The sequence below is a fragment of the Pantoea sp. NSTU24 genome (assembly GCF_050157905.1).
GTDB lineage: Bacteria > Pseudomonadota > Gammaproteobacteria > Enterobacterales > Enterobacteriaceae > Pantoea.
The window spans coordinates 2185033-2198405 of sequence record NZ_JBKIWZ010000001.1 but is presented as its reverse complement, the minus strand read 5'-3'; the positions used below and the strand labels follow the sequence as shown (position 1 = coordinate 2198405).

Genomic DNA, 13373 nt, shown 5'->3' with positions numbered 1-13373 from the left:
TTCTCCTTATAGGGCGGTGGACTTCACCCTTTCTGATACTGTTTAAAGCGCTGCTGTAACTGGCGCAACTGGTCGATACGGGCGTCGTAGCGCGCCTGCTTCAGGCTGCCGAGCGGCACCTGGGCGCTGGCACTGCTGAGGGTCGTGATCGCCTGGTCGAGCTGGCCATTCAGCGCCAGGCTCTCCGCCCGTGCAGAGAGCTCTTCATCATTCAGCCCCTGTCCGGCAGAGGCCTGAGCCAGCAGATCCCAGCCGTTGGGATCCTCTTTGTTGGTCCAGGTGTAGCGATTCAGAATCCGGCTGGCGCTGGCATACTGCTTCGCTTCAACGTAGGCATTGGCAAGGTTGAGCTGGATGACCGGGCTGTTTTTAGCTCCGCTGGCAGCGCTCAGCAGCGCGATGGCCTGCTGTGGCTGGTTCAGGCCGATGTCGATGTCCGACATGATGTCCAGGAACCAGACATTGCCGGGCTGCTTCGCCAGTAACGGCGTCATGATGCGCTTCGCATCGGCAAAGCTTTTCGCCTGCAGAAACTGTATGGCTTTGCCATATTGCGATGCCATCTGCTCACGGGCATTGCCGCCCGCGTACTGGCTCAGCAGCTCGTCGGTGAGCTGATTACGCCCTGTCGGGTACATCCCAAGCGCACGCACTTTTGCCAGATAAAAATCTTCCGTCGACTGCACCACCACGGGCCGCATCTGGTTCGCCCGGTTACGGGCATCCGCCAGACGGCTGTCAGGCAGGGGATGCGTCAGCAGGATTTCAGGCGGTTTCGAGGAGAAGCGACTCTGGTCGGCCAGTTTCTGCAGGAAGTCTGGCATCGCCTGCGGATCGTATCCGGCACGCTGCAGAACCTGAATCCCGATACGGTCAGCCTCCTGCTCATTGCCCTGAGTAAAGCTGATGATACCCTGCTGCGTCCCCGCCAGAGTGCCGGTCAGGGCAGCCATCCCTGCCTGCGGGCTGGCCATTGCCAGCAGAATCGAGCCCAGCGCGCCAACCCAGGTCAGTGGCGCATTGCGTTTCTGGTCTTCCATTGCGCGTGCCAGATGGCGCTGGGTAACGTGTGAAATTTCATGTGCCATCACAGATGCCAGCTGGCTTTCGTTTTCGGTAAAACGAAACAGCGCCGAGTGCAGCACCACGTTGCCACCAAAGAAAGCAAAAGCGTTAAGCTCATCATTCTGGATCAGAAAGAAATGGAAGGGCGTTTTTACGGCGTCAGCATGTGAGACCAGGCGCTGACCGAGCTGATTAATGTACTGATTCAGTAGCGGATCGTTAATCAGCGGGGCACTGGCGCGCAGCTGGCGTACATAGAAGTCGCCCATCTGCAGCTCCTGATTGATCGACAGCGTGGAACCGGCCGTGGTACCGATATCGGGCAGCGAATCACTGACATCGGCGTAAGCCGGTGACAGCGTCGTAAAAATAAGTGCCGGAAGGAGCGCGGCGATCAGCGTTTTCTTTAACCGGTTCAACATGCCTTAATCCTGTAGAGAGGCTCTGAGAGTGGACAGGTGCGCAGCGGGAACGTTCCCTTTTTCACAGACAACAGCGATCCGGCCCTATCTTAACCACAGCACTAAAAGAAAGAAACGGCGTTTCTGTCAGCTGCCCTGCGTAATTTGGGCAATATCGTGGATTTTGGCGAAAAAAATTGAACATCATGGCAACTTAAACGGCAGGTAAACGATATGAGTTCCAAAAGCATTACCGCGAGGGTGAGAGGGAATAGGGCGCGTTATCTAAGGGATCCCATTATGCTTCGACGGAATAAAGAAGATTCTGCTGTCAGTTAATAAAAAAGAAGGTGCCGCATTGTTTAAAGTTATGTAAATTTGCTCAAAAAAACTGAAGATGGCACGTTTTTTTCCAGGTCTACTCTGAAAAAAACACGGCAAAGATGCCCTGACCCTCCTGTTTAACATCGACAAATTAAATCGTTAATTGATTAGCAGGATTATTAATCCAGCTAAGTATGGCTGCAATTTATTCATTCATACGGACCGCACATGAGATGCAAGGGGGATTTATCAGAGCCAGATTTTAAAAGACCCTTTTTTTCGCTAAATGAAACTTTTCGATTAATTTTGCCTGCGAATCATTTTTGGATGTTATTACTGTTGTGCTGACCTGAATTTACACAGGCGTGAATTACACCGGTGCTGTGATATAGATAGCCGACCCGATTCAGTCCTGAATCTGCCAGACATTATTTGATTTGCTGGAGAGAAGTAATATGCGTTCAGTGGTTTCATACGCGTTAATCGCCATTATTGGCGGCGTCGTTGGTGCGGCTGTCACTCAGAGTGGCGATATTTATGACAAAGTCTCACGCCATTTTGCAACCGAGCCTCAGGAAGCCGAAGGATTCTGGAGCACACCCGCCATCGAAGGATACGGCAAAATTCATTATGAGCCTGATGCCGCGTTTAAGCCGGTCGCGGGCCTCAGCAACAAAATCGTTTTCCAGATCACCCGCAGCGACGGCGCCATGACCGCCCCCAATCTGGGACTGGAGCGCGTGGCGCGCGTGGTGAATTTATATATCGCCTCGGGTGTGCCAGCGGATCAGCTGAAGTTTGTGGTTTCTGTCACCGGTGATGCGACCCCGGCCATGCTCGATAACGCCCATTTCAGACAGTTTTACGGCATCGACAATCCAAACCTGAAGCTGATCAATGAGCTGAATCAGGCGGGTGTGAAAGTTTCAGTCTGCGATCAGTCTGTGGCCTTCCATCACTACCCCAATAACTGGATTGATAAATCGGTCATCCATGCGCTTTCCAGTCCGACCACCGTTTCAACCCTGCAGAATCAGGGTTACGCATGGCTGGCAATGTAAATAGCTTAATTAACCAGGAGAAGAGTGAATGCGTCCAGCAGCATTAGTCGTCATGGCAGCCGTAGCCGGATTTATTGGGGGCAACGTTTTACAGTTGCCCGCGTTATTTGACAAAGTCAGCGGCAAAGTAGCAGAGAATAAAACTGAGCCCGCTGATTTCTGGAGTACGCCAGCGATTGAAGGTTACGGTAAAATACACTATGTGGATACGCCCGCATTTAAACCTGGCACCACCGCAGGTCTGAGTAATAAAATTGTGTTCCAGATCAACCATAATGACGGGGATATCCGCAAGCCAAATCTGGGGCTGGAGCGCGTGGCACGCGTCACTAACCTTTATTATGCGGCGGGGGTGCCACTCGACCAGCTGAAGTTTGTGGTTTCAATTAATGGCGATGCGGTCTCTTCGGCCCTGAATAATGCACAGTTCAGTAAAGCCTATGGAGTTGATAACCCGAACCTGAAGCTGATTAGCGAACTGAAAAAAGCGGGCGTTCAGGTCACTATCTGCGACCAGTCCGTGGCGTTTCATCAGCTTGAGCGCAACTGGATCGATCCAATGGTCACACACACCATCTCCAGCGGCACCACCGTGGCGACGCTGGAAAACAGCGGCTACGCCTTCCTGATGCTGTAAACCTCTGACAGCGGCGTCACTGCCGCTGTCACCGGCTGGCCTTCCGGACCGTTCACTCTCTGACAACGCACTCCTGCACAATCCTGCCTTTTCCTTGTGGTTTCAGCCCGTGCAGCCTGCTGTTGCCGGTTGTTAATGACTGGGGCAGGGCGCAAAGCCAGACATATTTCCCCTTCATCTTTATGCGCTGACGATGTGGCATAACAGGAATCAGGGCCAGGCTAATCTGCACTCTGTGCGGTAAAATTTGTCTTAATACTGCTTAAAAGAGGTGACACCGTGTAAACTTATGTCCGGACCTCAGGGCTTCTGACACAGTAAAACAATCAGGCATTCAGGACATGACACTCTTCTTCAGGGCGGCGACGCCATGCTAAAGCTCTTTCGGTTCAAAGCCGATTTGCGCAATCTGATCGCCCTGCTGGTGATTGCCAGCATCGTTATCACGCTGACAAACACCCTCTACGCCACCTGGCGCGTACAGCGGCAGGTGCTGATTGATACCACGCTCGAAGCTAACCGGGCCTATGCCGCCAAGCTGGCCTCAACCAGCGAAATTTTCTTTCAGCTGGCGCAGTCCCAGCTCCACTACAGCGCCAGCCAGCTGAGCCGTGACTTTAACAATGAGACGCTGCTGAAGAGCGAGGTTAACCGCCTGCGCGAACAGACCACCAGTTTCAACTCGGTGGCGGTGGTGGACGCGCAGGGGGTGGTCAAAGCAATCTCCCCGGAATCACTGACGCTGAAAGGGATGCATCTGACCAGTGATGCCTCGCGCGAAGCGCTGACTCTGCGGCAGCCAATCGTCAGTAAACCGACGCTTTCGGCTGCCAACAACCTGCTGGTGTTTGTCTCCTGGCCTGTCTGGAATGCGGACGGTGACTATCTCGGCTATGTCGGCGGCACAATCTATCTGAAGAAAAAAAGCATTCTGAATACGCTGCTGGGAGAGCAGTTCTATCGGGATGGTACCGCGGTTTATGTGCTCGACAGCAATAATGAGGTGCTGTATCACCAGAATCGTCAGCTGATTGGCAAAATTCTGCCCGCTATCGTCAGCCCGCATGATGAGCAAACCAATGGTTCGCTGATACTCAGCAGGTCAGGGGAATCCATGCAGCTGGCCGGGTTTGCGGTGGTGCCGACCACGGGCTGGACGGTGGTGGCACTCAAGCCGATCAATGCCACGCTGAATCCACTCTCAGGCCTGTTAATGAAAGTGCTGAAGAATTCGGTCCCCTTAGCACTGGTGACGCTGCTGGTCGCCGTGTTACTGGCGCGGCTGATTGCCCGTCCGCTTTTCCAGCTGGCCCGTAAAGCCAGTCAGATGGATGTGCAGGGCGTGTCGAAAGAGATTGGTGGCATTACCGCGTGGTATTTCGAGGCCGCGCAGGTTAAGCGGGCTCTGCTTACCGGCATCGGTCTGGTGCAGGATAAGATTGGTCGCCTCAACTCGGAAGCGCAGACCGATCCGCTGACCCGGTTGCTGAATCGCCGGGGCCTCAACGCGGTGCTGGAGTACTACCGCACGCTGCGTCAGCCCTTTGCGGTACTGGCGCTGGACATCGATCATTTTAAAAGCGTTAACGATAGCTGGGGCCACGACGTAGGCGATCGGGTCATTCAGCAGGTGGCGAGCACGCTGCGCGCCAGCGCCCGCCAGTCTGATGTCGTATGCCGCAACGGCGGAGAGGAATTTCTGATGCTGCTGCCGGGAACGTCACTGGAAGAGGCACAGATTATCGCCGAGCGAGTGCGGCTCGGCATCGCAGAAGCGTGGCTTACCGATGTCGGCAGGATCTCTCTTTCAATCGGTGTGGCAGCTTGGAACGGTTCAACGGAAGGCGGGCTGGAAAGCAGCTTAAAACGGGCAGATGCGGCGCTCTATCAGGCAAAAAATGCCGGACGAAACTGCGTCATTGTCGCAGACGCCTGAGGGCCAGACCGTCACAGGATAATCAGTGTAAAGGTACTGCAGGGCAGGCGGGGCACAGCAGCAACGCTGCCGTGCCCCTGAACATCAGGCTGACTTAACGTACTCCAGCACCATGTCGTGATGATTTGAGGTTTTAAAGTTATCAAAGACTTTTTCAACCTTGCCCTCAGCATCGACCAGGAAGCTGATGCGATGAATGCCGTCATAGGTTTTCCCCATGAACGTTTTTTCACCCCAGACGCCAAACGCCTGGCAGACTTCATGGTTTTCATCTGAGAGCAGGGTAAAGTTCAGCAGCTCTTTTTCAGCAAAGCGTGACAGTTTTTCTGGTTTGTCAGTGCTGATGCCCAGCACTTCCACGCCCGCTTTTTTCAACTCATCCATATTGTCACGCAGACCGCACGCCTGCACGGTGCAGCCCGGTGTCATCGCTTTCGGGTAGAAGTAAACCAGAACGCGCTGTCCCTGGAAGTCGGTCAGATTCACGTGTTCGCCATCCTGATCGGGCAGGCTAAATGCGGGTGCGGTATCTCCGGCTTTCAGTGGATTCATCACATCTCTCCATTTTTTTTGTTCAGGCTGTGGGTAATACACTATCCGGCCAGAAACGGCCAGAGGCTAAATAACTTTCGCGGTGTATTTCACCACATAGCTGCGCGCCTGGCCGCCAGCAAAGTGGAGAAACAACGCCGGTTTCAGACCAGAGCTTAGCGTACCGGGCTGACAGATTCGCTGCTGTCGGCGTCTGACGCGCTATAGAAGCGCAGTGACCCCTGCGCATTCAGTTCCTGACACAACGCATTAAAGGCCTGCTCAAATGTTGTACCGCGGGTTCGCGTCGGGCTATGGGCTGTCATTTGAATATAGAGCGTCGGCGGCAAATCGTGTTGCGCGGGCGTAATTCGCGACACCAGCTCCGCCACATTCATCTGATGTTTATCGATCAGATCGGTAAAGCGTTCAATAGTATGAGGCGAATCAGCGACCTCAACCTGAATAAACGCGGTATCGGGCATGGGTGGACGCAGCCGGGCATTGGTGCGCTTCATCACGATCAGCAGTTCCAGCTCTGCGCCTTTTAACGGCAGCGTCGACTCAATCAGCGTAATGGCGTTCCAGCTACCTGACAACAGCATAATAAAGGTGAACTCATCCCCAAGCATGGCAAGACGGCTATCTTCGATATTGCAACCGCAGCTGCTGACGTGTCGGGTAATGGTATTGACGATACCCGGCCGGTCAACACCGAGTGCGGTGATGACCAGATGATGGGGCTGAGATGGCGACAAAATGGCTTTTCCTCTGCTTTCGCTAATAACCATAAGGTAAACATAAAAAAAACTGCTGACAAGCGCGGGAATGGCGTGGCTGGCTTGCTTTTCCCTAAGTGTAAAACGTACCATGAAGCACTTGTTTGTCGAGGGGATCGCCAATGTTTACGGGAAGTATTGTTGCACTCGTTACGCCAATGGATGACAGCGGTAATGTCTGCCGGTCGAGTCTGAAAAAACTGATTGATTATCATGTCGCCAGCGGCACCGCGGCGATCGTTTCCGTGGGCACCACAGGCGAATCCGCTACCCTTAGCCATGAAGAACATGGTGATGTGGTGATGCTGACCCTGGAGCTGGCCGATGGCCGTATTCCGGTGATTGCCGGTACCGGCGCCAACGCTACCGCTGAAGGCATCTCTCTGACGAAGCGTTTTGAAAATTCTGGTGTGGTGGGCTGTCTGACCGTCACGCCTTATTATAACCGTCCGACCCAGGAAGGGTTGTTCCAGCACTTCAAGGCTATCGCGAACAGCACCAGTCTGCCGCAGATGCTCTACAACGTGCCTTCGCGCACCGGTTGTGACATGCTGCCGGAAACCGTCGCGCGTCTGGCCGAAATCAAAAATATTATCGGAATCAAAGAGGCCACCGGGAACTTATCACGGGTTAGTCAGATCCAAGAGCTGGTTGATGACGATTTCATTCTGGTCAGTGGCGATGACGCCACTGCTCTGGACTTTATGCAACTGGGCGGTAAAGGCGTCATTTCGGTGACGGCTAACGTGGCAGCACGTGAAATGGCTGAACTGTGTCAACTCGCACAGCAGGGCAATTTCATCGAAGCCCGCCGTTTGAATCAGCGTCTGATGCACCTGCACCAGATGCTTTTCTGTGAACCCAATCCTATCCCGGTGAAATGGGCTGCGAAACAGCTAGGATTAATCGCTAACGACACGCTGCGTCTGCCAATGACGCCACTGACTGCAGCCGGCCAGCCGAAAGTGGAGCAGGCGCTGGTGAAAGCGGGTTTGCGATAATTTAGGGAGTTTGAATGAATTACTCAGTAAAGCGGTCAACAGTCGCCACAGTAGTGGGCCTTTCTACTCTGATGCTGTTGTCGGCCTGTTCAAGCGATCAGCGTTATAAGCGCCAGGTCAGCGGCGACGAATCTTATCTTGAAGCCAGCCAGTTGAGCGAACTCAAAGCACCTGCCGGAATGATCCTGCCAGTGCAGCGCGGTGACTACGACGTGCCGCGCACCGCCAGCCAGGCGCCTGTCGGCAAACAGCTCGACATCCGTCCGCCAGCCCAGCCGCTGGCGCTGATGAACGGTACCCGCGCGCAGTTCAGCAACAACAGCGGCGCCCTGATGATTGAAAACAGCCGGGGTTCAGTCTGGCCTCAGCTCGTTAACGTTGTGCAGTCTTATAAGTTCCCTATCGCTTCACGTAATGACGCTGGCCAGCAGTTGACGACCGACTGGGTGCAGTGGAACCGCGCCGATGAAGACCAGCAGTACCGTGGGCGCTACCAGATCAGCGTGCAGTCGCAGAGTTATCAGCAGCAGGTCACCGTGCGTCTGCTGGAACTGCAACAGGCCGGTAAAACCATTACCTCGCCGGTGCAGATCCAGCGTTATACCGCGCAGATGCTGAACGATCTCAGTACCGGTATGGATAAAATTGAAACCGCCAGCGAAAACGCAGCGTCCGGTCGTGTGACCGGCGCGATCGACGTGCAGAGCGGCGCAGATGATACCGGTCTGCCGATGCTGATCCTGCGCACGCCGTACAACGTAGCCTGGCAGCGTCTGCCGGACGCCATGAAGCGTGTCGGAATGGAGATTACGGATACCACCCGCTCAACCGGCAGCCTGAAAGTGACCTACAAATCACTGAGCAGCAGCGACTGGGATGCGATTGGCGCGAAAGATCCGGAATTGCCGAATGGCGATTACAAGGTCCAGGTCGGCGATCTCGACAACCGCACCAGTCTGCAATTCATCGACCCGAAAGGGCATGTGCTGACCCAGTCGCAGAATGATGCGCTGGTGGCCGTGTTCCAGGCGGCGCTGAACAAATAAAGTTGCCTCAGGCCGGAGATTCTCCGGCCTTTTTTTTGTTTTTGGCATAATAGCGCGCGGCGAAGTAAACGATTGCGTCAAGGCAATCGCCGCAGCGGCACTGGCCGCTGACCACCCGTTATTTCAAGTCTGGAGTGAACAAGATGCAAAAGCGAGCTGAGTTGTATCGCGGTAAAGCGAAAACCGTATACAGCACCGATAACCCGGATCTGCTGATACTCGAATTCCGCAACGATACGTCAGCAGGTGATGGCGCCCGAATCGAGCAATTTGATCGTAAAGGGATGGTTAACAACAAGTTTAACCACTTCATTATGACCAGACTGCAGGAAGCGGGGATCCCGACCCAGATGGAAGCGCTGCTGTCGGATACCGAAGCACTGGTGAAGAAACTGGAGATGGTACCCGTAGAGTGTGTGGTGCGTAATCGTGCCGCAGGCTCGCTGGTGAAGCGTCTGGGTGTGGAAGAGGGGATGGTGCTCAATCCGCCGCTGTTTGATCTTTTCCTGAAAGATGATGCAAAGCATGACCCGATGGTCAACGAATCCTACTGCGAAACCTTCGGCTGGGTCAGCAAACAGAACCTGGCGCGTATGCAGGAGCTGACTTTTAAAGCCAATGAGGTGCTGAGCAAACTGTTTGACGACGCGGGGCTGATTCTGGTCGACTTCAAGCTGGAGTTTGGTCTGTTTAACGGCGAAGTGACGCTGGGCGATGAGTTTTCGCCAGACGGTGCGCGCCTGTGGGACAAAGAGACGCTCGACAAAATGGACAAAGACCGTTTCCGTCAGAGCCTCGGCGGCGTGGTGGAAGCCTATGAAGCCGTCGCGCAGCGACTGGGTGTCACACTCGACTGAGTCTGCTGCCCCACAACATCAGGAGGAGAGCCCCGGCTCTCCTTTTTTCATTTTGGCGTAAAGCTGGTGATTGTGTTGTCACACAACTAAAATCATGCCATCTGAAAATGTCTGAGGGAATACAGCATGCGCTGGCAAGGGCGTCGCGAAAGCGACAATGTAGAGGACCGTCGTGGTCAATCGTCCGGTTTTGGAGGCGGAAGCCGCCAGATTCGTCTGCCGCGCGGCAAAGGCGGCATTGTGCTGCTGATTGTGGTGGCCGTGGCGGGTTATTACGGTTACGACCTGACCGCGCTGCTGACGGGCGGCGACGTGGCACCGACCAGCCAGCAGCAGACGCGCAGCGTCAGCGCCAATGATGAAGAGGCCGCGAAATTCACCAAAGTGATCCTGGCGACCACCGAAGATACCTGGGACAAACTGTTCCAGCAGATGAACAAACAGTATGTTGCCCCGAAGCTGGTGATGTATCGCGGCGCAACCCGCACCGGCTGCGGCACCGGACAGTCGGTGATGGGGCCGTTCTACTGTCCTGCCGATCAGACCGTCTACATCGACCTCTCCTTCTATGACGAGATGAAAACTAAACTCGGCGCGGGCGGCGATTTTGCGCAGGGCTATGTCATCGCGCATGAAGTGGGCCATCACGTCCAGAAGCTGCTGGGTATCGAACCGAAAGTACGTGAGATGCAGCAGGGTGCCAGTCAGAAACAGGTCAATCAGCTCTCTGTGAAGATGGAGCTGCAGGCAGACTGTTTTGCCGGTGTCTGGGGACACTACATGCAGCAGCAAAATATTCTGGAAGCGGGCGATCTGCAGGAAGCACTGAATGCCGCCGAGGCGATTGGCGATGACCGTCTGCAGCAGAAAGGTCAGGGCCGCGTCGTGCCGGACAGTTTTACTCACGGCACCTCAGAGCAGCGCTACACCTGGTTTAAGCGAGGATTTGACGGGGGTAATCCGGGGCAGTGCGATACCTTCGCCAGCAACTGATGCCTCTGCAGCAGCTGACGCAGGCGATGGAACAGGCCGGTATACGTCGTCTGGCGGTGATCAGCGGCGACCCGGCCTGGTGTTTATGGCAGGCGTCAGCGTGGTGTAACACGCTCACGGGAGACTGGCTGACCGTCAGTCCGGCACCCTTGTTTGCGGACCTGACTGACGCGCCGGTTCTGCACGTACAGCCTGCGGCGGTACGCACGCTGCTTGGCCGTGAGTTTCGTCATGCCCTGTTTGACGCCCGCCACGGCTTTCACGCCGAGGCCTTTGCTGCGCTGGCCGGTACGCTTACCGCCGGGAGCTGGCTCCTGCTCATGGTGCCGCCCTGGGATCAATGGTCTCAGCAGCCCGATGCCGATAGCCTGCGCTGGGCGGACGTCGCCGGGCCGATCCCCACGCCGCATTTCATTCACCATCTGCAGCAGTGCATCATGGCGGACGACCAGGTTCTTTTAGCGTGTCAGCATCAGCCCTGCCGGATGCCGCCCCGGTCCGCAGGGCCGCCCTGGCACTGTCAGGCTCCCCAGCAGCAGCAGGCGATACTCAATAAGCTGATGGCGCTGCCTTCAGGTGTGGCAGTGCTGACCGCTGCCCGTGGCCGCGGTAAATCGGCGCTGGCGGGAATGCTGGCGCGACAGGCAGGTGCCTGTGTGGTGACGGCGCCCGCGAGAGCCTCCACAACGGTACTGGCTGCCTTTGCCGCGGAGCAGTTTCACTTTATGGCACCGGATGCATTGCTGGCGCTGGAGACGCCGCCTGCAGGACAATGGCTGATTGTGGATGAGGCCGCGGCCATCCCGGCACCGCTGCTACAGGCGCTGGTGAGCCGCTACCCCCGCGTTCTGCTGACGACCACCGTTCAGGGCTACGAAGGGAGCGGGCGCGGCTTTATCCTGAAATTCTGCGCCGGACTGGCGGACGTGCACTATTTTACGCTGGATGAGCCGCTGCGCTGGTCGCGTGCCGACCCGCTGGAGCAGTGGCTGAACCAGGCGCTGCTGTTTGAGGATAGCGTGACGGTTGAACCGGCATCCGCGGCGCCGGTCACGCCGCAGCGGGTCGCGCAGGGAGATTTCAATGCGCTGGAAGCCGCTTATCGTCTGCTCACCAGTGCCCACTATCGCACCTCGCCGATTGATCTGCGCCGCCTGCTGGATGCGCCCGGTATGCAGTTGTGGCGCGCTGGCGCGCTTTCAGCTCTGCAGGGCGCGCTCTGGCTGGTGGAGGAGGGCGGGCTTGAACCGGAACTGGCGCAGGCCGTCTGGGCGGGAACCCGGCGACCCCGGGGCAATCTGGTGGCGCAATCACTGGCAGCGCATGCGGGACTGCCGGAGGCGGCGACCCTGCGATCGCTGCGGATCAGTCGTATTGCCGTAATGGCGGAGAGCCGGCGTCAGGGCATCGGTCAGCAGCTTGTGGCGACCGCCGCCAGTGCCGCGACCGGGCACGACTATCTCTCCGTCAGCTTCGGCTACACTCAATCACTCTGGAGTTTCTGGCGCGCCTGTGGCTTTACGCTGGTCCGGATAGGAACTCAGCGTGAAGCCAGCAGTGGCTGTTACGCCGCGATGGCGATACGGCCCTGTTCGGCGGCGGGCGAGGCCTTACAGCGTCGTGCAGCCGCGCAGCTGGCGCGCGACTGGCCACGAATGCGGCACGTTACCGACCTGGAACTGGTGCTGGAAGCGGTCGCGGACGATGGCCTCAATGATCAGGATATTCAGCTGGCCGCCGGATTTGCCTGGGCGCAGCGGCCCCTGGAGGCGAGCCTGCCGGCGCTGCAGCGCCTGGTGGAGACCGTCGCCACACCCGACCCGCTGCTGGCGGCGGCGGTGACAGCCCCTGAGGCGCTGAGTAAACAGGCTCAGCAGGCAGGGGTCAGCGGACGTAAAGCGCTGATTGCCGTACTGCGCCAGCGTGCTGCCGCCGGACTCGACACCCTGGGCGTGACGGCGGATAGGCTCTGCCTGCCGTTGAAATAATTTGACCAACGGGTTCAGATAATCCCCCTGTCATTTTGCGCCAGGCGGCGTAAAGTGGCTTCAGGAGGTCAACATGACACTGAAATATGTAATTGTTCAACAGCCAGCCACCACCGCTCAGCTTTTTCTGCTCTATCACGGTGTCGGCGATAATCCTGATTCAATGGGTGAAATCGGCAGCTGGTTTGCAAAAACCTTTCCCGACGCGCTGGTGGTTTCCGTCGGCTCACCTGGCGCAGTGCGTCAGTGGTTTGGCGAAACTGACCTGCACGATCAGACCATTCAGCAGCGAGTGGATGCGGCGATGCCGCAGTTCGTGGAGTCAGTGCGTCACTGGCAGAAAAAGAGTGGCGTGCGGTCAGATGCGACAGCGTTAATCGGCTTTTCGCAGGGCGGTAGCATGGTGCTGGAAGGGGTGAAGGCGCATGCCGACCTCGCGAGCCGTGCGGTGATCTTTAACGGGCGGTTTATCACGCTGCCGGAGAAGGCCAGCACCCGTACTACCATTCATCTGATTCATGGTGATTATGATGAGCAGATCCCGCTCTTTCATGCACAGCAGGCGGAACAGCGTTTGATCGCCCGTGGCGGCGACGTGACGCTGGATATTGTCGACGATCTGGGACACGCGATTGACCATCGCAGCATGGAACTGGCGCTCAACCATCTGCGTTATACCGTGCCGAAACGCTACTTCGATGAGGCGCTGAGCGGCGCAAAACCTGGCGACGATGATGTGATCGCGATGATGTAA

General features: G+C 56.4%; 12 protein-coding genes. 9 read left to right on the top strand and 3 right to left on the bottom strand.

Annotation, left to right across the window (positions count from 1 at the left end):
- Window positions 1-23: 23 nt before the first annotated feature.
- A complete protein-coding gene (locus tag ACLHDD_RS10395) occupies window positions 24-1487 on the bottom strand; it encodes a M48 family metalloprotease (RefSeq protein ID WP_427104053.1) in 1464 nt (487 codons plus the stop codon).
- Between the two features lie 758 nt (window positions 1488-2245).
- On the opposite strand from ACLHDD_RS10395, the gene ACLHDD_RS10390 reads away from it, so the two are divergent.
- The 3 genes from ACLHDD_RS10390 to ACLHDD_RS10380 all read left to right on the top strand — a co-directional run bounded on the left by ACLHDD_RS10390 (window position 2246) and on the right by ACLHDD_RS10380 (window position 5424).
- Entirely contained in the window at window positions 2246-2851 is a 606-nt protein-coding gene (locus ACLHDD_RS10390; RefSeq protein WP_111139327.1) for a DsrE family protein, read from the top strand.
- 28 nt (window positions 2852-2879) lie between these two features.
- Window positions 2880-3488, top strand: coding sequence for a DsrE family protein (locus ACLHDD_RS10385; RefSeq protein ID WP_427104052.1), 609 nt, complete (start codon window positions 2880-2882; stop codon window positions 3486-3488).
- 370 nt (window positions 3489-3858) lie between these two features.
- Entirely contained in the window at window positions 3859-5424 is a 1566-nt protein-coding gene (locus ACLHDD_RS10380) for a sensor domain-containing diguanylate cyclase (RefSeq protein WP_427104051.1), read from the top strand.
- Between the two features lie 84 nt (window positions 5425-5508).
- On the opposite strand, the gene bcp is transcribed toward ACLHDD_RS10380, so the two are convergent.
- Window positions 5509-5976, bottom strand: a complete 468-nt coding sequence (bcp, locus tag ACLHDD_RS10375) for a thioredoxin-dependent thiol peroxidase (protein WP_111139330.1) — start codon at window positions 5974-5976, stop codon at window positions 5509-5511.
- A gap of 155 nt (window positions 5977-6131) precedes the next feature.
- Window positions 6132-6713 carry a glycine cleavage system transcriptional repressor gene (locus ACLHDD_RS10370; RefSeq protein WP_313655490.1) on the bottom strand — a complete coding sequence of 194 codons (582 nt, stop codon included), beginning with the start codon at window positions 6711-6713 and terminating at the stop codon, window positions 6132-6134.
- A gap of 143 nt (window positions 6714-6856) precedes the next feature.
- Between ACLHDD_RS10370 and dapA the strand changes: the two genes are divergently transcribed.
- From dapA to ypfH, 6 genes are all read left to right on the top strand, one after another.
- Window positions 6857-7735 carry a 4-hydroxy-tetrahydrodipicolinate synthase gene (gene dapA, locus ACLHDD_RS10365; RefSeq protein ID WP_427104050.1) on the top strand — a complete coding sequence of 293 codons (879 nt, stop codon included), beginning with the start codon at window positions 6857-6859 and terminating at the stop codon, window positions 7733-7735.
- Between the two features lie 14 nt (window positions 7736-7749).
- Window positions 7750-8781 carry an outer membrane protein assembly factor BamC gene (bamC, locus tag ACLHDD_RS10360; RefSeq protein ID WP_427104049.1) on the top strand — a complete coding sequence of 344 codons (1032 nt, stop codon included), beginning with the start codon at window positions 7750-7752 and terminating at the stop codon, window positions 8779-8781.
- 143 nt (window positions 8782-8924) lie between these two features.
- The gene (gene purC, locus ACLHDD_RS10355; RefSeq protein WP_427104048.1) at window positions 8925-9638 is read left to right on the top strand and encodes a phosphoribosylaminoimidazolesuccinocarboxamide synthase; all 714 of its coding nucleotides are present in this window, start codon (window positions 8925-8927) and stop codon (window positions 9636-9638) included.
- Window positions 9639-9764: 126 nt separating this feature from the next.
- On the top strand, window positions 9765-10631 hold the full coding sequence (ypfJ, locus tag ACLHDD_RS10350) for a KPN_02809 family neutral zinc metallopeptidase (RefSeq protein ID WP_427104047.1): 867 nt from the start codon (window positions 9765-9767) through the stop codon (window positions 10629-10631).
- Window positions 10631-12619 carry a tRNA(Met) cytidine acetyltransferase TmcA gene (locus ACLHDD_RS10345; protein ID WP_427105196.1) on the top strand — a complete coding sequence of 663 codons (1989 nt, stop codon included), beginning with the start codon at window positions 10631-10633 and terminating at the stop codon, window positions 12617-12619. The genes ypfJ and ACLHDD_RS10345 overlap by 1 nt, the downstream gene beginning before the upstream one ends.
- A 73-nt stretch (window positions 12620-12692) precedes the next feature.
- Window positions 12693-13373, top strand: coding sequence for an esterase (ypfH, locus tag ACLHDD_RS10340; RefSeq protein ID WP_427104046.1), 681 nt, complete (start codon window positions 12693-12695; stop codon window positions 13371-13373).

Coding starts and splice junctions, on each gene's coding strand:
- bcp (WP_111139330.1), bottom strand. CDS start 5,976: ATGAATCCACTGAAAGCCGGAGATACCGCACCCGCATTTAGCCTGCCC.
- dapA (WP_427104050.1), top strand. CDS start 6,857: ATGTTTACGGGAAGTATTGTTGCACTCGTTACGCCAATGGATGACAGC.
- ypfH (WP_427104046.1), top strand. CDS start 12,693: ATGACACTGAAATATGTAATTGTTCAACAGCCAGCCACCACCGCTCAG.
- ypfJ (WP_427104047.1), top strand. CDS start 9,765: ATGCGCTGGCAAGGGCGTCGCGAAAGCGACAATGTAGAGGACCGTCGT.
- ACLHDD_RS10385 (WP_427104052.1), top strand. CDS start 2,880: ATGCGTCCAGCAGCATTAGTCGTCATGGCAGCCGTAGCCGGATTTATT.
- ACLHDD_RS10345 (WP_427105196.1), top strand. CDS start 10,631: ATGCCTCTGCAGCAGCTGACGCAGGCGATGGAACAGGCCGGTATACGT.
- ACLHDD_RS10380 (WP_427104051.1), top strand. CDS start 3,859: ATGCTAAAGCTCTTTCGGTTCAAAGCCGATTTGCGCAATCTGATCGCC.
- purC (WP_427104048.1), top strand. CDS start 8,925: ATGCAAAAGCGAGCTGAGTTGTATCGCGGTAAAGCGAAAACCGTATAC.
- bamC (WP_427104049.1), top strand. CDS start 7,750: ATGAATTACTCAGTAAAGCGGTCAACAGTCGCCACAGTAGTGGGCCTT.
- ACLHDD_RS10390 (WP_111139327.1), top strand. CDS start 2,246: ATGCGTTCAGTGGTTTCATACGCGTTAATCGCCATTATTGGCGGCGTC.
- ACLHDD_RS10395 (WP_427104053.1), bottom strand. CDS start 1,487: ATGTTGAACCGGTTAAAGAAAACGCTGATCGCCGCGCTCCTTCCGGCA.